The following is a 23,043-nucleotide window of genomic DNA, read 5'->3' as shown; positions in this document are numbered from 1 at the left end:
GGCGGGTCAACCAGCGCGCGCGGCGGTCAGCGCGGCGGCCATCGCCGCCCTCGGCGCGGTGACCCCGGTGAACTGCTCAAACTGCCCGATCGCCTGGGCCAGCAGCAGATCGAGACCGGAGACGATCCGGCAGCCGGCCCGGTCGGCTGCCGTCGCCAGTGGCGTCGGCCAGGGGTCGTACAACGCGTCGAAGAGAACCGTGTCCGGTCGCCAGGTCACCGCGTCGGCCAGCGGATCGGCGACCCCCTTCGGCACGGTGGAGACGACCACGTCCGCGGTGGAGAGGCACCGGGGGGCGTCCGCCCAACCGGCGGGCGTCAACGCGACAGCCAACGCGTCGGCCACCGGTCGCAGCTCGTCGACCGCCTCCGGCCGGCGGGCCACCACCGTCACCGACGAGCACGCCAGCTGCGCGGCGGCGGCGAGCGCGGCGCGGGCCGTGCCACCGGCGCCGAGGACCGTCACGGCGGCACCGGCGCTCACCCCGGCCTCGGTGAGCACCCGCACCATGCCGGCGACGTCGGTGTTGTCCGCGTACCAGGAGCCGTCCGGTCGGCGTACCAACGTGTTGGCCGCACCCACGGCGGCGGCGACCGGCGACGCGGCGTCAGCCACGGCGAGCGCCGCCTCCTTGCCCGGCATGGTCACCGACAACCCGGCCCACTCCGGGCCCAGGCCGGCGACCAGATCCGGCAGCTCCGCCGCCGCGCACTCGATCCGGGTGTACGACCACCCGGTCAGCCCGGCGGCGGCGTAGCCAGCGGTGTGGATCACCGGGGAGAGGGAGTGCGCGATCGGCTTGCCCAGCACCGCGGCCCGCCGTCGAAGCGACATCAGATGATCCCAGCCTCCCGAGCCTTGGCCTCGTTGCGCTGGTGCTGCTCGTACGTCTCGGCGAACTCCGAGTGGCCCTGCTTGTCGATCGCCACGAAGTAGAGCCACTTGCCCGGCGGCGGATCCATCGCACCTTCCAGGGCCTGCTTGCCCGGGTTGTTGATCGGCGTGGGGATCATGCCGCGCAGCTTGCGGTTGTAGGGGTTCTTCGGGTCGTCCAACTCGGCCGCCGTCATCTGCTTGGACGACTTGGTCGGCTTGCCGATCGACTCCAGGTAGTAGTTGACCGTGACGTCCATCTCCAGGCAGTTGCAGAAGAACTCGCCGTACGCCCGGTTGTAGGCCACCCGGGCGACCTTGCCGAGGTCGTCCTTGTTGCCGGCCTCGGCCTGGGCCAACGAGGCCACGATCAGCGCCTCGTACGGGCTGACGCCGCCCCGTTCCTCCTGCACCCGGTCGGCGAACTTCATCTCCCCGGTCACCGAGAGGAAGCGGTTCACCATCAGCTTGAGGATGCTCTCGGCGGTGGACTTCGGTGGGATCTCGTAGGTGTCCGGGAAGAGGAAGCCCTCGACGGACTTGACGCTCTTCTTGCCGTCGGCGCGCTTGAACCACCAGTCCGGGACGCCGAGCCCCTCCGGGTCCTTCGCGGCGGTCTGGAAGTCCTTGACCGGGATCTTGGTCTTCTCGGAGAGCAGCTTGTAGATGTTGAAGCTGGTACGACCCTCGGGGATGGTCAACCCGTTGACGATCTTGTTCTTCAGGTCGAGCATCGCGGTCACGGCGTTCGCGCCGCTCATCCGCTGACGCAGCTTGTACGTGCCCGGCTGGATGTTCTTGCTGCGCGCGTTGGCCTCGGCCGCCTCGACGAAAGCCTTCTGGCTCTTCACCACGTCGGCCGCCACCAGGGCGTCGGCCATGTCGGCGAGCAGCGCGCCGTTCTTGATCTCGACGGTGATCTCACCGGTGCCGGTGCCGTCGTAGTCGGGGGTGACGAAGTAGTTCTGGATGCGGTCGAAGCCGTAGAACGCGACGCCGCCGATGCCGCCCAAGAGGACCAGGGCCATCAGCAGGGCCAGGAATGTCTTGCCCCGGCCGCCACCGGACTTGCCGTTGCGCTTGCGGAAGCCACGCCGGTGCCGGCCCTTCTCCCCCCGCTCCGGCTCATCGAACCCAAGGTCCAGATCGTCGATCATTACGTCCGCCTCCGCTGCGCGTCCAGCCAGCTCTGCAGGATCTCCACCGCGGCCGCCTGATCGACAACCGCACGTTGACGTTTACCTCGGACGCCACGCTCGGCAAGCCTACGAGAAGCCACCACGGTCGACATCCTCTCGTCAGTGAGCGTTACCGGGACAGGCGCTATCACATCGACCAGTCGGTCAGCGTACGCCTTCACATGGACGGCCGCAGGGCCGTGTTTGCCGGCGAGGTTGACCGGAAGACCGACGACAACCCCGACGGCTTCGTGTTCGGCCACCAGCGCGGCCAGCTCGGCGAGGTCGCTCGGCACCGCGTCCGGCGCCGCCGTCAGATCACGGGCCAGGGTGACCAGCGGCGTTGCCAGGATCCCGTCCGGGTCCGAGCGGGAAACGCCCACCCGCACCTGACCGACATCCACCCCGATCCGCACACCGCGCATCAGCTCAGCCACCGACGGTCACCACCGGCCGGGTACGAGCCAGGGCGGACCATACGGCCCGCCCTGACTGACAGTGATGAACCATTACGCCTCAGTGATCGCTTTCTCGACGGTGAGCAGCAGGTTCGGCGCCTCGGCCGCGGGCAGACCGCCGCCCTGGGCCAGGTCGGGGCTGCCACCGCCGCGCCCGGAGAAGGCCGCCTTCACCAGATCCGACGCGGCCAGCCCCCGGCTCCGCGCCGCCGCGTTGACCGCCACTACCAGGGACGCCTTACCGTTCGACCGAGCCGCCACCGCGACCACCGCCGGCCGCGCCGGGTCGATCTTGCCGCGGATCTCCTGCGCCAGGGTGCGCACGTCGTTGCCGGCCGCGCCCTCCGGCGCCTCGGTGCCCACGTACGCGACCCCGCGCACGTCCTTGGCCTGCGCCGCGAGCGCCGCCGCACCGCCCAGCACCAGCTGGGCGCGCAGCTTCTCCAACTCCTTCTCGGCATCCCGAAGCTGGGTGACGGTCTGCTCCACCCGGTCGGCGACCTGGTCGTTGGGCACCCGGTACAGCTCGGCGAGCCGAGAGACCAGCAGGTGCTCCTTGGCCAGGAAGCCGAAGGCGTCCATCCCGACCAGCGCCTCGACCCGGCGGACACCGGAACCGATCGACGACTCCGAGAGGATCTTCACGAGGCCGAGCTGGGCCGAGCGGGCCACGTGCGTCCCGCCACACAGCTCCCGGGCATAGTCACCCACCTCGACGACCCGCACCTCCTCGCCGTACTTCTCGCCGAAGAGCGCCATCGCCCCGATCCGCCGCGCCTCGTCCAGCGAGGTGATGAAGGCGTGCACCTCCAGGTCGGCCAACAGCACCTCGTTGACCTGCTGCTCCACGTCGCGCAGGACGCTCGGCGACACCCCGGTCGGGGTGTTGAAGTCGAACCGGAGCCGGCCGGGCGCGTTCAACGACCCCGCCTGCGTGGCCGACTCGCCGAGGAAGTTCCGCATGGTCTGGTGCACCAGGTGGGTGGCGGTGTGCGACCGGGAGATCGCCCGACGTCGGGTCGTGTCGATCTCGGCGAAACCGGCCTCACCGGCGCGCACCTCACCCCGGATCACCCGGGCGCGGTGCACGATCAGGCCCGGCACCGGCTGCTGCACGTCGAGCACCTCGACCTGCCCGCCACCGACCGTGATCATGCCCTGGTCAGGCTGCTGGCCACCGCCCTCGGCGTAGAACGGGGTGGTGTCCAGCACCAGCTCGATGGTGTCGCCCTCGGTCGCCGCCTGACGGGGGCCGTCGACGCCGAGCAGCGCCCGCACCGTCGACTCACGGGACACCTCGCTGTACCCGGTGAACGTCACCGGGCCGCCCGCGTCCAACACCGACCGGTACGCCGACAGGTCCACGTGGCCCGTCTTGCGGGCCTGCGCGTCCGCCTTCGCCCGGGTCCGCTGGTCGGCCATCAGCCGGCGGAAACCCTCGTCGTCGACCGTGAGGCCCTGCTCGGCGGCGATCTCCAGGGTCAGATCGATCGGGAAGCCGTACGTGTCGTGCAGCTGGAACGCCTTCGCTCCGGACAACGCGGAACCACCCGCGGTGCGGGTCTCGGCGATCGCGGTGTCCAGGATCGTCGTGCCGGCACGCAGGGTGGACAGGAACGCCTCCTCCTCCGCGTACGCGTAGTCCGCGATCCGGTCGAAGTCGGTGGCCAGCTCCGGGTACGACGGCGCCATGCAGTCCCGGGCCACCGGCAGCAACTCGGGCAGCGCCCGGTCCTGCCAGCCCAGCAGCCGGACCGACCGGATCGCCCGCCGCATGATCCGACGCAGCACGTACCCGCGACCCTCGTTGCTCGGGGTCACGCCGTCGCCGATCAGCATCAGCGCCGTCCGCACGTGGTCGGCGATCACCCGCAGTCGGACGTCGTCGGGGTGCGACTCGCTCGCCACGTGCCCGGAGTGCGCGCCGTACCGCTTGCCGGTCAGCTCCGCCGCCCGGGTCAGGATCGGCCGGACCTCGTCGATCTCGTAGAGGTTGTCGACGCCCTGCAGGATCGAGGCCATCCGCTCCAGGCCCATGCCGGTGTCGATGTTCTTCGCCGGTAGGTCACCCAGGATCGGGTAGTCGTCCTTGGTCGTGCCCGGACCCCGCTCGAACTGCATGAAGACGAGGTTCCAGAACTCCATGTAGCGGTCCTCGTCGACCGCCGGGCCGCCCTCCCGGCCGTACTCCGGGCCCCGGTCGTAGAACAACTCGGAGCACGGACCGCACGGCCCGGGAATGCCCATCGACCAGAAGTTGTCCGCCTTGCCCCGGCGGACGATCCGCTCGGCGGGAACCCCCACCGAGCGCCAGATCTCGTACGCCTCGTCGTCGTCGAGGTACACCGTCGGCCAGACGCGGTCCGCGTCCAGCCCGAACCCGCCGTCCGCCTGCGACTTGGTGACCAGATCCCACGCGAGGGGGATCGCCCCGGCCTTGAAGTAGTCGCCGAAGGAGAAGTTGCCGTTCATCTGGAAGAACGTGCCGTGCCGGCTGGTCTTGCCGACCTCGTCGATGTCCGGGGTGCGCAGGCACTTCTGCACGCTGACCGCCCGCTGGTACGCGGGAGTCTGCTGACCGAGGAAGTACGGCACGAACTGCACCATGCCGGCGTTGACGAACAGCAGGTTCGGGTCGCTGATGGCGGGCAGCGGAGCGGACGGCACCACGGTGTGGCCATTCGCCTCGAAGTGCGCGAGGTACCGCCGCTTGATCTCCGCCGTCTTCATCGCTGGTGTTCCTCCGGAAAGATGTCTCGATCGCCGATGCGCGGGTCTTCCCGCAGCTCGGCGAACTGATCGTCGAACGCCTCGCCCTGGGCGAACGCCTGGTGGATCTCCTGCTCGCGTTCGGCCATCCCGGCCCGGACGTCCTCCACGAAACTACGCAGCGACTCGACCAGCCCGCCAGCGGATTCGGTCAGGGAGCTGGCGATGCCGGCCGGCGTGTAGGCCTGCGCGGTCCGGGTCGCCTTGCGGACCACGACCACACCGACGGCCACCCCGATACCGAGCCAGAACAAGCGCCTCATGTCTCGCTACCTCCTGGTGCCCGGCCGGTCAGCTGTTGCCGCGTCGCGCGGCCCGTCGCTGCTGCTTGATGGTGTCGCGCACCTCACGCTCAGTCTCGGCGTGTCGACGGCCGGCGGCGGCCTTGCGCACGCCGTAGCCGAACGCGGCCACCTTGACCAGCGGGTTGGCGGCCGCGGCGGAAACCACGGTGGCCAGGTTGGCGACGTTGGCGGTGACGTTCTGCGCGTGGCTGGTCATGGTGTCGACCTTCGCCAACTGGAGGTTCACACCGTCGAGCGAGGTCTGTACCTGTTCCAGGGCGGTGTTGACGTTCTTCACCGTGGTGTTCACGTCACCGAGCAGCGGCGCGGTCCGGTCGTTGAGATCGTTGATCATGCGGGTGGTGGCGTCGACCGTGTGCCGCAACCGCAGGATGGGCAGCGTCAGGATGAGCACCAGCACCGCGAACGCGCACGCCGCGATCAGCGCCGCGATGGCTCCAATGTCACCCACGCCTGTCCTCCTCAAGCAGAGTTCCGCAGGACCCGACGTCCTCGGAACGCACAACGATGGCACCCGTACCGGCCGCCGAACCGTCGACGGTCACCGGTAGCGGGCGTGCCCGCCAGCCCCAGACCCTACCGTCCGTGATGGAGAGCGGCTCACGACGGTGAGGGTGTCAGCTCACCCAGCGGATCCGCACTGACCGTTGGGAAGGGGTCCTCTCCGGTCAGTGACGGGTCGGTGGTCGGCTGTGGCCTGGTCCGCTCGTCGTCGATCGCGTTGCGTACCTTCACCGACACCAACGAGCCGGTGCAGTCGGTCGCAGCGGCCGACGGATCCTCGGACGGCACCACTGCCGGCTCGCCGTCGACCGGCGGTGGCACACAGGTCGGCTCACGGACCCACAGGTCGAGGGTCAGCTCGTCGCGGCGCCAGCAGGTGTAGCTGCCCTTCGTCTGCTGCTCCGGGCAGCGGTCGACCTTCCACGGCCGCCAACCGTCCTGGCGCAACGCGTCCTCGTAGACCTGCGCCGTCTCCTTGGGCGCCTTCTCCGAGGTCACGGTGCGCTCACGCAGCCGGCAGTCGAGCAGGCACCACCGGCTGCCGCTGACGTCGTCGACCGTCTTCGCGGCCGCCCAGCCGGGCACGTTGAGCTGGTCGAGGTTGTCGAAGACCGGGTCACGGCTCAACGTCCGGATGCCGAAGAAGAGCGGCACCGCGCCGAGCAGCACGACGCTGACCAGCGCCAACACCGCCGCCCGCAGGCGACGTCGTTCCCGCGTCTGCCGGCGTGCCTCGGAACGGGCACCCGGTGCGGCGTCGTCGTCCGGCGCGTCCTGGCCGGCCGAGCGCAGCGCCGGCCCGTCGGCGGGCTCCGGCGCCGGCCGGTCCACCGGGCCGGTCGCGGAGGGCACCGCGGCGGCGGCGCGGGCCACGCCGACGGGCTCGCCGACGCGGCCGGGCGGTGGCACGGGCGCGACACCGCTCGGCTCGGCGCGGCCGGGCTCCCGGTGCGGTGGCAGGGCACGCCCCGCGGCACGGTCGGCCGGCGCGGGTCGGCCGGCCGGCGCACCACCCCCGGCCGAGCCCGGTTCACCGGTCGCCCGTTCGTCGGTCGGTGGCTGCGCGCCGGGTGGGCGGACGGCCGCGCGAGCCGGACCATCCGGGCGCGAACGCGGTGGCCCGTCCACACCCGGCGGAACGGCCGCGCGAGCCGGACCATCCGGACGCGAACGCGGTGGCCCGCCCACACCCGGCGGAACGGCCGCGCGAGCCGGACCATCCGGACGCGAACGCGGTGGCCCGTCCACACCCGGCGGAACGGCCGCACGGGCCGGACCATCCGGGCGAGCCGGGTCCCGGGGTGCCGCCTCGGCACCCAGGCCGGGGCGCAGTGGGCCGTCAGCGCCACGACGCCCGGCGCCCGGTGCTGGCGCGTCCCCGGGGATGGGTCGGGCCCGGCCGGGTGGGGCGGAGCGGGCGGCGCCACGCGCCGGTGCGGCGGGGCCGGCGCCGGGCGCGGGTCGCCCAGCGGCGTAGGGGTTGTCGCCGTGGCCGCTCGCGGGCCCGGGTCGACCGGGGCCGGCCGCACCGTCGGGGCCGACCTCGGCGGGTGGACGACGGCGTCGTCCGGTCGGATCCGGGGAGGGCGCGGCGTCCGGGCCGGATCCGGCCACGGCACGGCCACGCCGGCCGGTGGGGTCCGGAGTGGATGCCGCAGCGCCCGGACCGCGGGCGGGCCGCTCACCGGGCGTGGGCGGGTACGGCGTCTGCTCTCCGGTGGATCCCGGCGCGTCGGGCCGGGTGGCTCGACGACCGGTCGGTGGATCCGCGCCCGGGTCGGCCGGCGGGCCGGCGGGCCGGCGGGCGGCGGTGCGCTCTACGGCCGGATCCGGTACGCCGAGCCGCCCGGACGTCTGGTCGGCGAGATCCCCCGGCACGGTGGGCGGCGCCGGACGGCGGTCCGTCGGCGGCGGGCCACCACCTCGGCGGTTGACCACGGGCAGGCCAGGGTCGGTGTGCGGCAGGCGGCCCGCCTGGCGGAGCCAGTCCGCGGGCCGCTCCGGACGGTCCAGCCGGGGTTCGCCGCCGGCTGGCGTTCGGCGCTCCTGTTCGTCGGAGACGACGCGGCGGCGACCGGTGCCATCCGCCGGGCTGATGGTGGGCGTGGCGCCGCTGTGACCACCGGTCGCCTCCGGCACCGACGGCGCGTTGCCCGAGCGGGGCACCGGCGGCGCGTTGCCCGAGCGGGGCACCGGCGGTTCGTCGGGTTCTGCGGCGCGGCGGCGTCCGCCGGCTGCCGGACGGGGGCGCTCGGCGGACCGCCGCCCGGTGGGTTCCGGCGCACCGGGGTCGGCCGGACCCGGGCGACGCCGGGCGGTGCGCGGGTCACGGTCGACTGCGGGGTCGGGCAGCAGGCCGTCCACGACCGGCGGCACGACGCCAACCGGCGCGGCGTCGAAGCGGGCCGGGCCGGCGGCGGCGGTCGTTCCGGCGGCCCGCGCCGGGTCGGGTGCCGGGCCGGCGGCGCGTCGACCGGCGGGCGCGCCGTCGGTGGGCGGCTGGGCACGGCCGGGCTCGACGGGGTCCGGACCGGAGCGGTGGCTCGGCGCGCCAGCGTCCGGACGGCGCAGCCGCGGCATGGCGTCCGGTTGCCCGCCGGGCGCGGCGGCATCCACATGACGGCCCGGCGGAACAGCGGCCTCCGGACGACGACCGGGCGGAACAGCGGCGTCCGGACGACGACCGGCCGGGGGGCCCGAGATCGGTGGGCCGACAGGTGGGCCGGGAGGAGCCGCCGTGGCACGAGCACGGGCCGGGCCGCCGGACGCGTCAGGGGCCGGGCGAGGCCCCTGCGGCCCGGCCGGGTCGCCCCCGCCCGGACGACCGGAGGGTGGCGATGGTGGTGCTACGGCAGCGCGGGCGCCCGGCACCGGCTGCACGCCGCGGCGCGGCGGCTGCCCCGGGGCGCCGGGGCCGGCGGCAGGTGGCCGATCATCCGGACGGCGGCCCGCCGGCGGTGTATCCCCCGGCCAGGGGCCGTCCACCGGTCGACGCGCGGCGGCTTCGCCCGGGTCACCCGGGCGCGGCGCGGGCGGCGCCGACGGTTCGGGCCCACCTGCGCGCGCACCGGTCGGCTCCGCCGGCGTACGCGCACCGGTCGGCTCCGCCGACGTACGCGGTCCGGCCGGTCCCGCCGGCGTACGGGGCCCGCCGGGGGCGGGCGCACCCGGACGGGGCCCGGCGGGGTCTGCCGGCGGCATGCCCCCGCGGGGCCGGTTCGGCTCCGCCGGTGCACCGTCCGGGCCCAGCTCGGTGCGTTGCTGCTTGGCCGAGCGCAGGTCGTCGATCCAGCCGAACTCCTCGCCGGCGACCGGCTCCTCCGGCTCGGGCTCCGCCGCCCGGCCGCGGCCCCAACGGCGGGTCTTGGCGCGGGGATCGCGCCGCTCGTCCGGGCCCTCGTCCGGGCGGTCCCCACCACGCGATCTCACTGTTGACCCTCTCCTGCGGCGTCGGTGCCGCTGTCCTGCATCGTGCCGGGGGCACCGGTGCCCGTCGTCGGACGGTCGGCCCCCGGGGATAGCGCCGGCGCGGTCTGCGCCGTTACGGGCGACTCGGACCCCGGAGTCTCCGGGCGGGCGGCCGGTGCCGGCAGACCCCGCACGATCCGGCGCAGCAGCGGCAGCCGGGTGGCCACCGACCGCTCGGCGCCGTGCGGGCTGGGCTGGTAGTAGTCGGTGCCGACCAGGTCGTCCGGAACGTACTGCTGGGTGACCACGCCACGCTGGTCGTCGTGTGGGTAGCGGTATCCGGTCCCGTGACCCAACCCCCGGGCGCCGGCGTAGTGCGCGTCGCGCAGCCCGCGCGGGACCGGGCCACCGCGACCGGCCCGGACGTCGGCGATCGCGGCGCCGATGGCGGTGGTGGCCGAGTTCGACTTGGGCGCGGTGGCCAGGTGGATCACCGCCTGGGCGAGGTTGAGCTGAGCCTCGGGCAGCCCGACGTACTCGACCGCGTGCGCGGCGGCGGTCGCGACGCTCAGCGCGCCGGGGTCGGCCATGCCGACGTCCTCGCTGGCGAAGATGACCAGGCGGCGGGCGATGAAGCGGGCGTCCTCACCGGCGACCAGCATGCGGGCCAACCAGTGCACGGCCGCGTCCACGTCCGAGCCACGCATGCTCTTGATGAAGGCGCTGACCACGTCGTAGTGGGCGTCCCCGTCGCGGTCGTAGCGCACCGCCGCCACGTCGACCGCCTGCTCGGCGATGGCGAGGTCGATCCGCCCGCCGCCCAGGGCCGTGGCGGAGGCCGCCGCCGCCTCCAGCGCGGTGAGTGCCTTGCGGACGTCACCGGCGGCCAGCCGGACCAGGTGGTCCTCGGCCTCGGGAGTCAGGGTGAGGGCGCCGTCCAGGCCACGCTTGTCGGCGACCGCGCGGCGCAGCAGGCCCCGCACCGCCTCGTCGTCAAGCGGTTGCAGGGTGAGCAGCACGCACCGCGACAGCAGCGGTGAGATGACCGAGAAGTACGGGTTCTCGGTGGTCGCCGCCAGCAACGTGACCGTACGGTCCTCGACGGCGGCGAGCAGGGAATCCTGTTGGGTCTTGCTGAACCGGTGCACCTCGTCGATGAAGAGCACGGTCTGCGGGCCGCCCGACCGGCGCTGGCGGCGGGCCGCCTCGATCACCGCCCGCACGTCCTTCACCCCGGCGGAGAGCGCCGACATGGCGACGAAGCGGCGATCGGTCGCCCCGGCCACCAGGTGCGCGATGGTCGTCTTGCCGCTGCCCGGTGGCCCCCAGAGGATCACCGACATCGGCGCCCCGCCGGAGACCAGCTGCCGCAGCGGGGCGCCGGGGGCGAGCAGGTGCTCCTGCCCGACCAGCTCGTCGAGGGTCACCGGGCGCATCCGCACGGGCAGGGGCGAATCGTCGGCCACCGCGGTGAAGCCGTCGACACCGGCGGGACCGGCGGGCGCGCTGCGCGACCCGGCGGGTTCACCGAGGGAGAAGAGGGCGTCGGACTCCATCACGAAGACAGTACCGGGCCGGACCCACGACGCCGGAATCGCGCCGCGGGCCCGCCACCGGTGATCGGTTCCGGTCAGCCACGCCCGGGGCGCCGACCCCGGTACCAACGGCCGCCGCCACCGCCGCGCGGGCCGCTGCCCACGCCGGCCAGGTAGAGCGACAGAAGGAGCAACCCGATGAGTACGAGGGTGTTCCAGTTGAACAGGTCGGGCGCTCCGAAGTCGGTGTTGAGCAGGTCGAGCAGCAGGGCAAAGCCAAAGACGATGGCCGCGAGAATGGCGAGCATGTCGGTCCTCCGGTGGGGGTTCCCAGTAGGTCGGCGCGTGATGTACCCAATCGGTCGACTCGCCAATCTCCACGGTGGATTTGCCCCCTCCTGGTCGGCCCGGAGGGGGCGTCGCACAGTCGGCTCCTAGGCTGGGCCCATGATCGTGGAAGACCAGGAGCTCACGGACCGGGTCACCATCCTGGACGCAGTCGGCCACCACCCGTTTGCCCGGCACGCGCTCGGGCGGGCCGTGCCGGCGCGCGCGTACCGGCGCGATGGCGCCGTGCTGTGGTTGGTGCCGCCCGAGCACGGCCCGGCCGGCTGCGCGATCGGCGCGGCCGAGCCGGCGCTGGAGATCTGCGTCCGGCTCGCTGCCGACGGAATGCTGCACCCGGGGCACCGGCTGCACCTACCTCGGCACGACCGCGGTCTGCTGACCGACCGGCTGCCGGTGGCCGAGCACAGCGACTGGGACTTCCACTGGAGCGACACGTCGCCGCCGACGCAACCGGACGAGCAGCGGGTGGTACGGCTCACCGACGCCGACCGTCCGGCGCTGGAGGCGCTGATCGACGAGGCTTTTCCCCGCACCACCTCCCGCCCGGGCGACCCACGGGTGGTGGACTGGTACGGCATCCGCGACGGTGACCGGTTGGTGGCCTGCGGCGCGGACCGCAGCCAGAGTGACGTCGGCTTCCTCGCCGGTCTGACCGTCGCCCCCGACCAACGGGGTCGAGGGCTGGGCGCCTCCCTGACGGCAGGGATGACCCGGGCGTTGCTGGCGCGCCACGACATCGTGGCGCTCGGGGTCTACACGTTCAACGTCGGCGCCGCCCGGCTCTACCGTCGGCTCGGCTTCACCAACGTTCTGCCGCTCAGCTCGATCCGCCTCGCCTGACCGGCCGGTCGGGCGGTCGGGCGAGGCGGACCTCTCTATCGGTCGGCGGCGGGTACCGGAACCGCGGTCGACTCGGTGGCGGGGGCGGGTCGACGGCCGGCCAGCCAGGCGGGCAGGTAGAGCGGGGCGGCGACGGCCAGCACGATCGCACCGACCACCATCGCGGTGCTGACGCTGGCGGCCGCGGCGATCGCGGTCAACACCACCCCGCCGAGCGCGCCGGCCGGCTGCGCCATCATCGAGTTCAGCGAGAGCACGCTGGTCCGGTACGGGCCGTCGACCTGCCGGTGCAACAGCCCACTGTGCAGCGGGTTGGACGCGCCGTGCACGGCGTAGCAGGCCAGATAGGCGACGAGCACCCCGACCGGCCCGGCGAACAGCCCCATCCCCACCACCGTCACGCCCTGGAGGATGCGCAGCAGGGCCGCCCCCGGCGCGGCGCCGAACCAGCGCAGCAGCAACGGGGTCAGGGCCGCGCCGGCGGCCGAGGCGAGCCAGGCGGCGGAGTTCGCCGGCCCGAGTAACGCGGCGGCGCGTTCCGGGTCGCCGATCACCTCGGCGAGCCGTACCGGCAGCAGCGACTCGAAGGTGACCATGCCGAAGCCCCAGAACAGCTCCACCGCGACCAGGGCCAGCAGCACCCGGGACCGGCGCAGCAACCCGACGGCCTGGCCGATCATTCGGGGCGCCTGGAGCACCGAGGCCCGCAGCGCCGCGACCCCGGTGGCCGGCCGTTCCTCGACCAGCAGCACCACCAAGGCGACCAGAGCGATCGCCTGCGCGAGGATGGCGGCCAGCACGGGCACCGTGAGCGCGCTGACCGGCCCGATCGGGCCGAGCGCGATGAGACCGCCGCTGAGCAGCGCGCCACCACCGATGGCGCCGCCGATGACGGTGCCGGCGTGGCCGAGGCCCCGCTCGTACTCGGCCTCCGGGTCGGCGGCCAGGGTCGCATCGACGTACCAGGACTCCAGCGGGCCGCTGTCCAACGCCCGGTAGATCCCCTGAAGGGCCCAGACCACGAAGAACAGCACGAACGAGTCGGCCACCGCGAACAGCGCGAGGGAGGCGAGGTTGAGCACTCCGGCGGCGAGCAGCACCGGTCGGCGGCCGAGGGCGTCGGCGAGGCCGCCGGTGGGCAACTCCAGCGCGAGCACGAGCAGCCCCTGCGCCGTGCTGACCAGGCCGATCTGCGGCAGCGACAGGCCACGCTCCTGCATCAGCAGGATCATCACCGGGATCATCAGGCCGGTGGGTAGCCAGCGCAGGCCGTAGAGCGTGAGATAACGACGCCGGACCTGCCGTACGGTCAGCGCGCTCACCGGACCGTCTCCGTTCGCGACTGCGGGGCTCGCAAACCCCGCTCACTCCTCGCGCTCACCAGACCGTCTCCGTTCGCGACTGCGGGGCTCGCAAACCCCGCTCACTCCTCGCGCTCACCAGCGCTCGTCCAGACGTGGGAAGCCGGCGAGGAACACGTGCACGGGTTTGACGTCCGGGGCATCGGTCGCGGCTTCGTCGCGATAGCGCATCAGCACTGCCCACAGGTCGTCGTTGAGGGCACGTAGTCGGTCCGGACCGAGCGGCAGCACCAGGTCACTCATCCCGGCGGCGTCGCGCCAGGCCCGGGACTGGTGGTGTTCGACGGCCATCCAACGCTCGGCCAGCTCGCCCATCAGCCGAACCTGGTCCGCCTGGATCCACTGCACGGCGGCGCGGGCATCCGGGTCGTCGTCGAAGTCGGTGGGGTCGAAGTGGCTCATGTCGTGCGCGGCCTGCCACCAGCGCTGCCGACCGGTGCCCCGGTCGGGATCCTCGGACACAAGCCCCACCTCGGCGAGTTGCCGCAGGTGATAGCTGGTCGCGCCGGTGTTGGTGCCGAGCTTCTCGGCGAGGGCCGTCGCGGTCGCCGGGCCGTCGATGCGCAGCGAGCCGAGCAGCCGCATCCGCAGTGGGTGGGCCAGCACGCGAACCTGCCGGCCGTCCAGATCGACGCGCCGCGGCTCGGTGCTGCCGTCGGGTGGGGGGCTCTCCATGACTGCACATTATCTCTGCATAACTCTTGTGCACAAGAGTTATGCATCGTAAGTGTGCATGCCCCGTACCTGACGAGAGAACCTCACCCACCCCCGCAGCCGGTGCGCAACAGGCCGGCCGCGCGGGTGGAGTCCTGGCGTACGTCCAGGGGGCGGACCACACCGGTGGCCGCGCCGGTGGCGGTCTTCAGCCCGGCGGGGTCAAGGCCGTCGCTCCCCGCAACCAACAGGCCCAGCCCCGCCCCCGACTGACCGCCTCCAGGCCGCCCGCGTTGAGCAAACCGGCGTACGAGGAGGCGATCAAGAGGTTTGCGTCATCTCGCGGGGCGACGATGACGCAAACCTCTTGATCAACCAAGCAAGGGCGGCGGGGTGCGGTCAGACCGGGTCCGCCACCGGGGCGGCCGGGCCGGCCGTTCCCGTGTGGGCCGTTGCGGCGGGCTTGGGCTTGGCGTCGATGCCGGCCTCGGCGCGCTGCTGGGCGGTGATCGGGGTGGGGGCGCTGGTCAGCGGATCGAAGCCACCCCGGGTCTTCGGGAAGGCGATGACCTCGCGGATCGAGTCGGCACCGGCGAGCAGCATGCAGACCCGGTCCCAGCCGAAGGCGATGCCGCCGTGCGGCGGGGCGCCGTACTTGAACGCCTCCAGCAGGAAGCCGAACTTGTCCTGCGCCTCCTCGGGAGTGATGCCGAGCAGGTCGAAGACCCGCTGCTGCACGTCGCCCCGGTGGATACGGATCGACCCGCCGCCGATCTCGTTGCCGTTGCAGACGATGTCGTACGCGTACGCCAGGGCCCGGTCCGGAGCCTCCTCGAACCGGTCGACCCACTCCGAGTTCGGCGAGGTGAACGGGTGGTGCACGGCCGTCCAGCCGCCCTCGTCCGTACGCTCGAACATCGGCGCGTCGACCACCCAGCAGAACGCCCAGGCGCTCTCGTCGATCAGGCCGGACCGCTTGGCGATCTCGACGCGGGCCGCGCCGAGGAGTTCCTGTGCCTCACGGGTGGTGGCGCTGGCGGCGAAGAAGACCGCGTCACCCGGCTTGGCGCCGACCGCGTCGGCGAGCCCACCCAGATGCTCGGCGGAAAGGTTCTTCGCCACCGGGCCGCGCGCCTCGCCGGTCTCGGCGTCCAGCACCACGTACGCCAGGCCACGCGCGCCGCGTGCCTTCGCCCAGTCCTGCCAGCCGTCCAGCTCCTTGCGGCTCTGCGCCGCACCACCCGGCATCACCACCGCGCCGACGTAGCCGCCCGCGTCGATCGCCCCGGCGAACACCCGGAACTCGGTGCCGCGCAGGTAGTCGGTCAGCTCGGTCAGCTCGACGCCGTAGCGCAGGTCCGGCTTGTCGGAGCCGTACCGGGCCATCGCGTCGTGCCAGGTGATCCGTGGGATCGGTCGGGTGATCTCGTGCCCGGCCAGGTCCTGCCACAGCGCCGAGACGATCGCCTCGCCGAGGTCGATCACGTCGTCCTCGGTGACGAACGACATCTCGATGTCGAGCTGGGTGAACTCCGGCTGCCGGTCGGCGCGGAAGTCCTCGTCGCGGTAGCAGCGGGCGATCTGGTAGTAGCGCTCCATGCCGCCGACCATCAGCAGCTGCTTGAACAGCTGCGGCGACTGCGGCAGCGCGTACCAGCTGCCGGGCTGCAGACGCACCGGCACCAGGAAGTCGCGGGCGCCCTCCGGCGTCGAGCGGGTCAGCGTCGGCGTCTCGATCTCCAGGAAGTCCCGCTCGTGCAGCACGCCCCGGGCGAGCTGGCTGGCGCGCGAGCGCAGCCGCAGCGCGTTCGCCGGGCCGCTGCGGCGCAGGTCCAGGTAGCGGTACCGGAGCCGGATGTCGTCGCCGGCCTCGATCTGGTCGTCCACCGGCAGGGGCAGCGGCGCCGCCTCGGAGAGCACCTCCAGCGCGGCGGCGGTCACCTCGACCTCGCCGGTGGGCAGCTCCGGGTTCTCGTTGCCGGCCGGGCGGCGGGTCACCTCGCCGACGACCTTCACGCAGAACTCGTTGCGCAGCGCGTGCGCATCCTCCTCGCGGAACACCACCTGGACAACACCGGAGGCGTCGCGCAGGTCGACGAAGATGACCCCGCCGTGGTCGCGGCGGCGGGCCACCCAGCCGGCGAGCGTCACCGTCGAGCCGGCGTCCGCGGCGCGCAGGCTTCCGGCATTGTGGGTACGGATCACGGCTGGCAACTCCTCATCGTGGAACAGTCCTCACCGGCATTCTGTCAGGGGTGGCCGCCCCGCCTCCGGGCACCCGGCAGGCCGGCACGATTCGCTGGTGGGGTGGACCGGCGAAGCCGACTCGCCCGACAGCCGTGCCGGTTAACGTGGCGAAATGCGCGCCGTACCGAACTGGGCCGTCGTCACGGCGGCAGCCGCGCCCGTGCTGCTGGTGACCGGTTGGACGGTGGCGCAGGCCCGCCAGCCCGTCGGGTACGACCCGGTCCGGGACACCATCAGCGAGCTGGCCGGGCAGGACGCCACCGACGCGTGGATCATGGTGGTGGCCCTGGTGCTGCTCGGTTGCTGCTACCTGTCGGTCGCCGCCGTCCTGCACGCGGCCGGGTTGCCCAGCCGATTCCTGCTGGCGATCGGCGGGGTGGCCACCATCGCGCTGGTCGCGTTTCCCCGGCCGCCGGTCGGTGGCTCGCTCAGCCACGGCATCGCGGCGACGGTGGCCGTCCTCGCGCTGGTGCTGTGGCCGGCCGGCTCGGCGCTGCGACTGCCGCGCGGCCACGACACCGAGCACCCCACCCGACCGGAGCCGCCCTGGGCGTTCCGCCGGGCGGTGGGGTTGAGTGCCACGGCGGTACTGCTCGCCCTCTTCGCGTGGTGCGCATTCGAGGTGACCGGTGGATCCCGCACCGGGCTGGCCGAGCGGGTGACCGCGGTGGCGGTCTCGCTCTGGCCGCTGCTGGCGGTCCTCTCCGCCCGGCGGGCGCACCTCGCGTGGTCGGCCGACGGCACCGTCCGCGTCGGCCCGGACCTGCCGACCATCGGCGTGGTGCCCCCGGATCCGCTCGGACCGCCGAGCGGGCCCGCCCCCGGCCGACCGGACCGGCTGCCGTGAGACGTCGCCCCGCCTGATCTGGCCCGCCTGGCCTGGAGCCCGCGACGCCGGCCCGTCGGGCCGAACGCGCGAACCGGCGCTCCCGCCAATCGCATCGCTACGATCGCACGATGTCCACCGTTCCCCGCTGGGCCCTGCTGTCGGCCGGTGGCGCACCCCTGTTTCTCGTCGGCGGCTGGACACTCGCGCAGGCGGCCCAGCCCGACGGGTTCGATCCGGTGCGGCAGACCATCAGCGCGCTCGCCGCCAGCGGCGCGGACCATCGCTGGATCATGACGATCGGGCTGGCCGGCCTGGGCCTCTGTCACCTGGCGACCGCGCTCGGCCTGGTCAGCGCCGCCCCGGCGGGCCGAGGGCTGCTCGCGCTGGGCGGGCTGGCGACCCTGGTCGTGGTCGCGTTCCCGCAGAACCCGACCGGTGACTCGACGACGCACGCCGTGGCCGCCGGTGTGGCGTTCGGAGCATTGGCCGTCTGGCCGGCCCTGGCGGTGCCCCGTCGAGCGGCGCCGGCCTTTCACCGGGACAGCTCGGCTCGCGTACGCCGGGCGGGGTTCGCGACGGCGGCGGTCCTCCTCGGGCTGATCGGCTGGTTCGCCGTCGAGTTCTTCACCGACGGAGCGTGGATCGGGCTGACCGAGCGGCTGGTCGCCGCCGCCGAGGCGGTCGCACCACTGGCCGCCGTACTGACCGCCATGGCCGCTCAACGCCAGTCGCGATCGTCCGGGCCCGGCTGAGCAGCGCCGCGTCCGGGCGGGAATTCCTGGTCGCGCACGCGACCGCAAGTCCCGGGATCGCGCACGCGACGCGGGCCGCCGGAGTGTTCCGACGGCCCGCGAGCGGTGCGTGGATCAGAAGACGCTGACGCCGTAGCGGCTGAGCGCCTCGGTGACCGGCTGGAAGTAGGTCGTGCCACCGGTGCGGCAGTTGCCGCTACCACCGGAGGTCATACCCAGGGCGGTGCTGCCGGCGAAGAGCGAGCCGCCGCTGTCGCCCGGCTCGGCGCAGACGTTGGTGCGGATCAGACCGGAGACCGAGCCCTCGGCGTAGTTCACCGTGGCGTTGGTCGCGTTCACCGAACCGCCGCGCAGGCCGGTGGTGCTGCCGGAGCGCTGCACCGACTGACCGACGGAGGCGTTGCCGGCGCTGGTGATGTCCTGGTAGCTGCCGTTGTAGAGGTAGACGTTGCCGGCGGCGTTGGCCGAGTTGCTGTGCCGCACGATGCCGTAGTCGTTGCCCGGGAAGCTGGTGCCGGTGCGGGTGCCGAGCAGCGCGGTCTGGGCGGAGTTCGAGTACCAGCTGGCCGAGATGTTGGTGCAGTGGCCGGCCGTCACGAAGGAGTAGGTGCTGCCACTGCGCACGTTGAAGCCGAGCGAGCAGCGCCCGCCCCCACCGGCGTAGATGGCCTGGCCGCCGGAGATCCGGGTGCTCAGCACGCCGGCCTCGGCCTCGATCCGGACCGCGCCGTTGGCGCGCGCGGCGGCCGCCTTGACCCGCTCCAGCTTCGCCCCGGTGACGGTGCTGTCGACGGAGACGACGACCTGGTTGGTGACCGGGTCACTCCACCAGGCGGTGCCCGGGATCTTGGCGGAGCGCTCCAGGTCGGCCGTGGCCCGGTTGAGCTCGGCGGCACCGCGGGTGACGTAGCGGACGACGGCGCCGGCCTTGCTCGCCTTGCTCGCGGCGGCCGCGTCGGTCACGGTCACGACGGACTTGCCGCTGGCGTCAATGTACGAGCCGGCGGAGCGGTCACCGAGTTCCGCGGAGATCGCGGCGGCCGCGTCGGGCGACGCGGCGGGAGCGGCCTGGGCGGGCGCGCCGATGAGCGAGCCGACAACCAGGCTTCCGGAAACGGCTACGGTAGCCGCAACGCGGAATGAGGACCTCGTGGGTCGCATGTAACAAACCTCCTGGGCGGGGGAGCGGGTCTGCCGGGGGCGGCTGACCCGAGGGCAACCCGGCCGATCTGGGGAAACCGGCCGACTGAGACTGAAGTATTCACATACTTAAGATCATTGACAAGGCTTGGATTCGCCCGAATTTGGCGATCTTGGCCGGCCACACGGCCGCAACACCACCGACACGCTGGTGAACAGCCACCGTCACACCCAACGACAGCCGATCCACATCGGGAACGCGCGGTCATCGACGCTTCGTCGCGCCGCGCGTCGCGCGCACCGAGTCAGGGGTTACGGCGACGGGCGCCGGGACCCGGGGCGGGAACCACGTCGCGGGGCCGAGTCACGTCATGCCCGTCGGCGCAGCGCAGCTCGGCGCGCACCTCGGCGCCACAGTCACGGTGCGTGACGCTGAGCGGCGGTCCTTCCGCGTCGGCGAGGTACCGGTCGCCCCATCCGAGCACCGCGACCAGCACCGGCCACAGGTCGAAGCCCTTCTCCGTCAGCCGGTACTCGTGGCGCAGCCGGCTGCCCGGCTCCCGGTACGGCTCGCGGCTCAGCACACCCTGCTCGACCAGGCCGGCCAGCCGGTTGGTCAGCACCTGACGCGGGATGCCGGTGCGCACCCGCATGTCGTCGAAGCGGCGTACGCCGGTGAACACCTCGCGGAGCACCACCAGGGTCCACCGCTCACCGAGGATCGCCATCGCTCGCGCGATGGTGCAGTTCTCCACCGACCAGTCCAGTGCCGCGGGTCTCATCGGACCAGGCTAGGTCTCATTGACAGACTCAGCAACGTGCTGCCAGGCTGCGTCCATGACGCAGATGCAGGAACCGGCGCGCAGCCGTACCTTCACCTGGGCGGACCCCTCGGTCAACGCCGCCCAGGTCGGTCGACGCAGCGGCCTCGACATGCTCCGGGCGATGATCGCCGGCGAACTGGCCGCGCCCCCGGTGATGCATCTTCTCGACATGACCCGGATGGAAGCCGACGAGGGCCGGGTCGTCGTCGAGCTGACGCCGCAGGAGTTCCACTACAACCCGCTCGGCAGTGTCCACGGTGGCGTGCTCTCCACCCTGCTGGACACCGCCGCCGGGTGCGCCGTCCACACCACCCTGCCCGCCGGGGTCGGCTACACCTCGCTGGACCTCAACGTGAAGTTCCTCCGCCCGGTGACCGTCGACAGTGGCACCCTGCGCTGTGAGGGAACGGTGCTGCAACGTGGCCGCCGCACGGCCCTGGCCGAGGCCCGCATCACCGACGCCGGCGCCCGCCTGATAGCCCACGCCACCAGCACCTGCCTCCTCCTCCCCCTCCTCCCCCAACCCTGACCCGCCCCTCCCTCGCTTCGGGGTTGATCAAGAGGTTTGCGTCAGAAAACCGGCTTCCGGTGACCGAAACCTCTTGATCAACGCGAGCGAAGGGGGTGGGGGTGGGTGGGGTGGGTGGGTGGGGTTTAGCGGAGGGCTAGGCGGGCGGCTCGGGCGTCGCGCTTCTCCTCGAAACGGCTGGCGGCGCGGTCCAGGTTCGCCAGCTGGGCGGCGAGCTGCTCGCGGGCGGCCTCACCGTCGGCGTCGAGGCCGGTCACGTTGAAGACGTCCCACTGACGCAACACCGGCTGCAGAACCTCGTCGCGGTGCTGCCGCAGGTCGTAGATGCCGGCCAGGGCGATCGCCACCGACTTGCGGGCGAAGCCGTCGATGCCGCTGCCCGGCATCTGGAAATCGGCCACCACGTCGGCGACGGCCCGCATGGCCTGGCTCGGGGCCAGCTCGAACGCGGCGGCGAGCAGGTTGCGGTAGAAGACCATGTGCAGGTTCTCGTCGGCGGCGACCCGGGCCAGCAGCGCCTCGCAGGCGGGGTCGCCGGTGGCCTTGCCCGTGTTGCGGTGCGAGATCCGGGTGGCCAGCTCCTGGAACGAGACGTACGCCAGTGAGTGCAGCACCTCGTCGCCGTGGGCGTTGGTGTAGCCCTCCGACATGTGCGTCATCCGGGCCCGCTCCAACGCCACCGGGTCGACCGCCCGGGTGACGGTCAGGTAGTCGCGGATCGCGACACCGTGCCGTCCCTCCTCGGCGGTCCACCGGTGCACCCAGGTGCCCCACGCGCCGTCCCGGCCGAACAGGGTGGCGATCTCGTGGTGGTACGAGGGCAGGTTGTCCTCGGTCAGCAGGTTCACGATCAGCGCGGTGCGGGCCACGTCCGGGATGGTGGAGTCGGTCGGCGACCACGCCTCGCCGCCGAGCGGCCCGTCGAAGGTCCGCCCCTCGCTCCACGGCACGTACTCGTGCGGGAACCACTCCTTGGCGAGCGAGAGGTGGCGGTCCAGGTTGCGGGCAACCACCGGCTCCAACTCGACGAGCAGTGCGGTCTGACTCAATGTGGTGCTGACGGTCACGAGAAACTCCCTACGGTGGCGTAACTTACGCTACCGTAGGTCCCCGCGGCCGTTAGCGCCAGTGGAGACACTCAACCGACCGTCGGCTTGAGGTCCGCAACGGGTGGCGTCCAGTCCTCGGCACCGGCCGTGACCTGCTCACCGGAGCGGATGTCCTTCACCTCGTCCGGCGCCCCGTCGAGGCCCGGGAACCAGACGTACGGGATGCCGCGCCGCTCGGCGTACCGGATCTGCTTGCCGAACTTCGCCGCGCTCGGTGAGACCTCGGTGGCGATACCGCGCCGCCGCAGCGCGGCGGCGATCCGACCGCTGTCCGGGCGGTGCTCCTCGTCAGCCAACGCCACCAGCACGCAGGTGGGCACCGAACGGGACACCGACAGCTCCCCCGCGCCGAAGAGCAGCCCGAGCAGCCGGGTCACCCCGATCGAGATCCCCACCCCGGGGTAGGAGACCGCGCCGGCGCTGGCCAGGTTGTCGTACCGCCCGCCGGAGCAGATCGAGCCGAACCGCTCGTAGCCGCGCAGCTGGGTCTCGTAGACGGTGCCCGTGTAGTAATCCAGCCCACGGGCGATGCGCAGATCCGCCACGCAGAGACCGGGAGAGTGCTCGGCGGCGGTCTCCACCACCCGGACCAGCTCCTCGATGCCCTCGTCGAGCAGCGGGTCGCTCACACCGAGCGCCCGGACCGCGTCGGCGAACGAGGCGTCCGGGGCGGAGATCTCGGCCAGCGCCAGGCACGCCTTGGCCTGCGCCTCGCTCGCCCCGGCGGTCTCGGCCAGCAGCTCGGTCACCTTCGCCGGGCCGATCTTGTCGAGCTTGTCCACGGCGCGCAGCGTCGCCTCCGGGTCGGTCAGCCCGATGCCCCGGTAGAACCCCTCACTGATCTTGCGGTTGTTGACCTGGATCGTCACCGGCGGGATCGGCAACGAGCCCAGCGCGTCCCCGATCACCAGCGGCATCTCCGCCTCGTGGTGCGGCGCCAGGGTGTCCCGGTCGACGATGTCGATGTCGGCCTGGACGAACTCCCGGTAGCGGCCCTCCTGCGGCCGCTCACCCCGCCACACCTTCTGGATCTGGTAGCGGCGGAACGGGAAGTTCAGCTTGCCGGCGTTCTCCAGCACGTACCGGGCGAACGGCACGGTCAGGTCGAAGTGCAGGCCGAGCTGGTCGTCCGTGCCGGCACCCTCGGCGTCGGCGTGCAGTCGCCGGATCACGTAGACCTCCTTCGAGGTCTCACCCTTGCGCAGCAGCTGGTCCAGCGGCTCGACGGCGCGGGTCTCCAGCGGCGCGAAGCCGTACAGCTCGAAGGTGGCCCGGATCCGGTCGAGCACGAACTGCTCGATCATCCGCTGGCCGGGGGTCCACTCCGGGAAGCCGGAGATGGGCGTGGGCTTGCTCATCGGCGTACTCCTTGCGGTTCCG

21 protein-coding genes are annotated in these 23,043 nt (G+C 72.8%); 4 read left to right on the top strand and 17 right to left on the bottom strand.

What is annotated here, in order from left to right:
* Positions 1 to 6: 6 nt before the first annotated feature.
* From AB0J33_RS21405 to AB0J33_RS21365, 9 genes are all read right to left on the bottom strand, one after another.
* The gene (locus tag AB0J33_RS21405; protein WP_363615762.1) at positions 7 to 834 is read right to left on the bottom strand and encodes a shikimate dehydrogenase; all 828 of its coding nucleotides are present in this window, start codon (positions 832 to 834) and stop codon (positions 7 to 9) included.
* The gene (mltG, locus tag AB0J33_RS21400) at positions 834 to 2,030 is read right to left on the bottom strand and encodes an endolytic transglycosylase MltG (protein ID WP_363615761.1); all 1,197 of its coding nucleotides are present in this window, start codon (positions 2,028 to 2,030) and stop codon (positions 834 to 836) included. Before mltG ends, AB0J33_RS21405 begins: the two co-directional genes overlap by 1 nt.
* On the bottom strand, positions 2,030 to 2,488 hold the full coding sequence (ruvX, locus tag AB0J33_RS21395) for a Holliday junction resolvase RuvX (protein WP_363615760.1): 459 nt from the start codon (positions 2,486 to 2,488) through the stop codon (positions 2,030 to 2,032). The genes mltG and ruvX overlap by 1 nt, the downstream gene beginning before the upstream one ends.
* Before the next feature lie 72 nt (positions 2,489 to 2,560).
* Positions 2,561 to 5,239 (bottom strand): alanine--tRNA ligase, encoded by a 2,679-nt coding sequence (alaS, locus tag AB0J33_RS21390; RefSeq protein ID WP_363615759.1) that lies wholly within the window; start codon positions 5,237 to 5,239, stop codon positions 2,561 to 2,563.
* Positions 5,236 to 5,541, bottom strand: coding sequence for a hypothetical protein (locus AB0J33_RS21385; RefSeq protein WP_363615758.1), 306 nt, complete (start codon positions 5,539 to 5,541; stop codon positions 5,236 to 5,238). Before AB0J33_RS21385 ends, alaS begins: the two co-directional genes overlap by 4 nt.
* 28 nt (positions 5,542 to 5,569) lie before the next feature.
* On the bottom strand, positions 5,570 to 6,034 hold the full coding sequence (locus AB0J33_RS21380) for a DUF948 domain-containing protein (RefSeq protein ID WP_363615757.1): 465 nt from the start codon (positions 6,032 to 6,034) through the stop codon (positions 5,570 to 5,572).
* 149 nt (positions 6,035 to 6,183) lie between these two features.
* Complete coding sequence (locus tag AB0J33_RS21375) at positions 6,184 to 6,879, bottom strand: hypothetical protein (RefSeq protein WP_363615842.1); 696 nt, start codon at positions 6,877 to 6,879, stop codon at positions 6,184 to 6,186.
* A gap of 2,633 nt (positions 6,880 to 9,512) precedes the next feature.
* Complete coding sequence (locus AB0J33_RS21370; RefSeq protein ID WP_363615756.1) at positions 9,513 to 11,051, bottom strand: replication-associated recombination protein A; 1,539 nt, start codon at positions 11,049 to 11,051, stop codon at positions 9,513 to 9,515.
* A gap of 74 nt (positions 11,052 to 11,125) precedes the next feature.
* The gene (locus tag AB0J33_RS21365; RefSeq protein WP_007458297.1) at positions 11,126 to 11,338 is read right to left on the bottom strand and encodes a hypothetical protein; all 213 of its coding nucleotides are present in this window, start codon (positions 11,336 to 11,338) and stop codon (positions 11,126 to 11,128) included.
* A gap of 139 nt (positions 11,339 to 11,477) precedes the next feature.
* On the opposite strand from AB0J33_RS21365, the gene AB0J33_RS21360 reads away from it, so the two are divergent.
* Positions 11,478 to 12,218, top strand: a complete 741-nt coding sequence (locus AB0J33_RS21360) for a GNAT family N-acetyltransferase (RefSeq protein ID WP_363615755.1) — start codon at positions 11,478 to 11,480, stop codon at positions 12,216 to 12,218.
* Between the two features lie 35 nt (positions 12,219 to 12,253).
* Here the strand turns inward: AB0J33_RS21360 and AB0J33_RS21355 are convergent, their stop codons facing one another.
* From AB0J33_RS21355 to aspS, 4 genes are all read right to left on the bottom strand, one after another.
* Entirely contained in the window at positions 12,254 to 13,540 is a 1,287-nt protein-coding gene (locus AB0J33_RS21355; protein WP_363615754.1) for an MFS transporter, read from the bottom strand.
* Between the two features lie 114 nt (positions 13,541 to 13,654).
* Positions 13,655 to 14,254, bottom strand: coding sequence for a helix-turn-helix domain-containing protein (locus tag AB0J33_RS21350; RefSeq protein ID WP_363615753.1), 600 nt, complete (start codon positions 14,252 to 14,254; stop codon positions 13,655 to 13,657).
* Positions 14,255 to 14,337: 83 nt separating this feature from the next.
* Complete coding sequence (locus AB0J33_RS21345) at positions 14,338 to 14,481, bottom strand: hypothetical protein (protein ID WP_363615752.1); 144 nt, start codon at positions 14,479 to 14,481, stop codon at positions 14,338 to 14,340.
* 151 nt (positions 14,482 to 14,632) lie between these two features.
* The gene (gene aspS / locus AB0J33_RS21340) at positions 14,633 to 16,438 is read right to left on the bottom strand and encodes an aspartate--tRNA ligase (protein WP_363615751.1); all 1,806 of its coding nucleotides are present in this window, start codon (positions 16,436 to 16,438) and stop codon (positions 14,633 to 14,635) included.
* Between the two features lie 154 nt (positions 16,439 to 16,592).
* Here aspS and AB0J33_RS21335 point away from each other — a divergent pair, with 154 nt between their 5' ends.
* Positions 16,593 to 17,327 carry a DUF998 domain-containing protein gene (locus AB0J33_RS21335; RefSeq protein ID WP_363615750.1) on the top strand — a complete coding sequence of 245 codons (735 nt, stop codon included), beginning with the start codon at positions 16,593 to 16,595 and terminating at the stop codon, positions 17,325 to 17,327.
* A 110-nt stretch (positions 17,328 to 17,437) separates the two neighbouring features.
* The gene (locus AB0J33_RS21330) at positions 17,438 to 18,061 is read left to right on the top strand and encodes a DUF998 domain-containing protein (RefSeq protein ID WP_363615749.1); all 624 of its coding nucleotides are present in this window, start codon (positions 17,438 to 17,440) and stop codon (positions 18,059 to 18,061) included.
* A 114-nt stretch (positions 18,062 to 18,175) separates the two neighbouring features.
* Here AB0J33_RS21330 and AB0J33_RS21325 read toward each other — a convergent pair whose 3' ends face one another.
* Both AB0J33_RS21325 and AB0J33_RS21320 read right to left on the bottom strand, forming a co-directional pair.
* Positions 18,176 to 19,222: a S1 family peptidase gene (locus AB0J33_RS21325; protein WP_363615748.1), complete on the bottom strand. Its 1,047-nt coding sequence runs from the start codon at positions 19,220 to 19,222 to the stop codon at positions 18,176 to 18,178.
* 284 nt (positions 19,223 to 19,506) lie between these two features.
* On the bottom strand, positions 19,507 to 19,983 hold the full coding sequence (locus AB0J33_RS21320; RefSeq protein WP_363615747.1) for a helix-turn-helix domain-containing protein: 477 nt from the start codon (positions 19,981 to 19,983) through the stop codon (positions 19,507 to 19,509).
* Between the two features lie 55 nt (positions 19,984 to 20,038).
* Here AB0J33_RS21320 and AB0J33_RS21315 point away from each other — a divergent pair, with 55 nt between their 5' ends.
* On the top strand, positions 20,039 to 20,554 hold the full coding sequence (locus AB0J33_RS21315) for a PaaI family thioesterase (protein WP_363615746.1): 516 nt from the start codon (positions 20,039 to 20,041) through the stop codon (positions 20,552 to 20,554).
* A gap of 125 nt (positions 20,555 to 20,679) precedes the next feature.
* Here the strand turns inward: AB0J33_RS21315 and AB0J33_RS21310 are convergent, their stop codons facing one another.
* Both AB0J33_RS21310 and hisS read right to left on the bottom strand, forming a co-directional pair.
* Complete coding sequence (locus tag AB0J33_RS21310; protein ID WP_363615745.1) at positions 20,680 to 21,621, bottom strand: acyl-ACP desaturase; 942 nt, start codon at positions 21,619 to 21,621, stop codon at positions 20,680 to 20,682.
* A 71-nt stretch (positions 21,622 to 21,692) separates the two neighbouring features.
* Complete coding sequence (gene hisS, locus AB0J33_RS21305; RefSeq protein ID WP_363615744.1) at positions 21,693 to 23,021, bottom strand: histidine--tRNA ligase; 1,329 nt, start codon at positions 23,019 to 23,021, stop codon at positions 21,693 to 21,695.
* Positions 23,022 to 23,043 lie beyond the last annotated feature (22 nt).

Source organism: Micromonospora sp. NPDC049645 (genome assembly GCF_040675155.1).
In the GTDB taxonomy this organism is placed as follows: domain Bacteria; phylum Actinomycetota; class Actinomycetes; order Mycobacteriales; family Micromonosporaceae; genus Micromonospora.
Note: the sequence above shows the minus strand (reverse complement) of the source record. Positions and strands in the feature narration are given on the sequence as shown.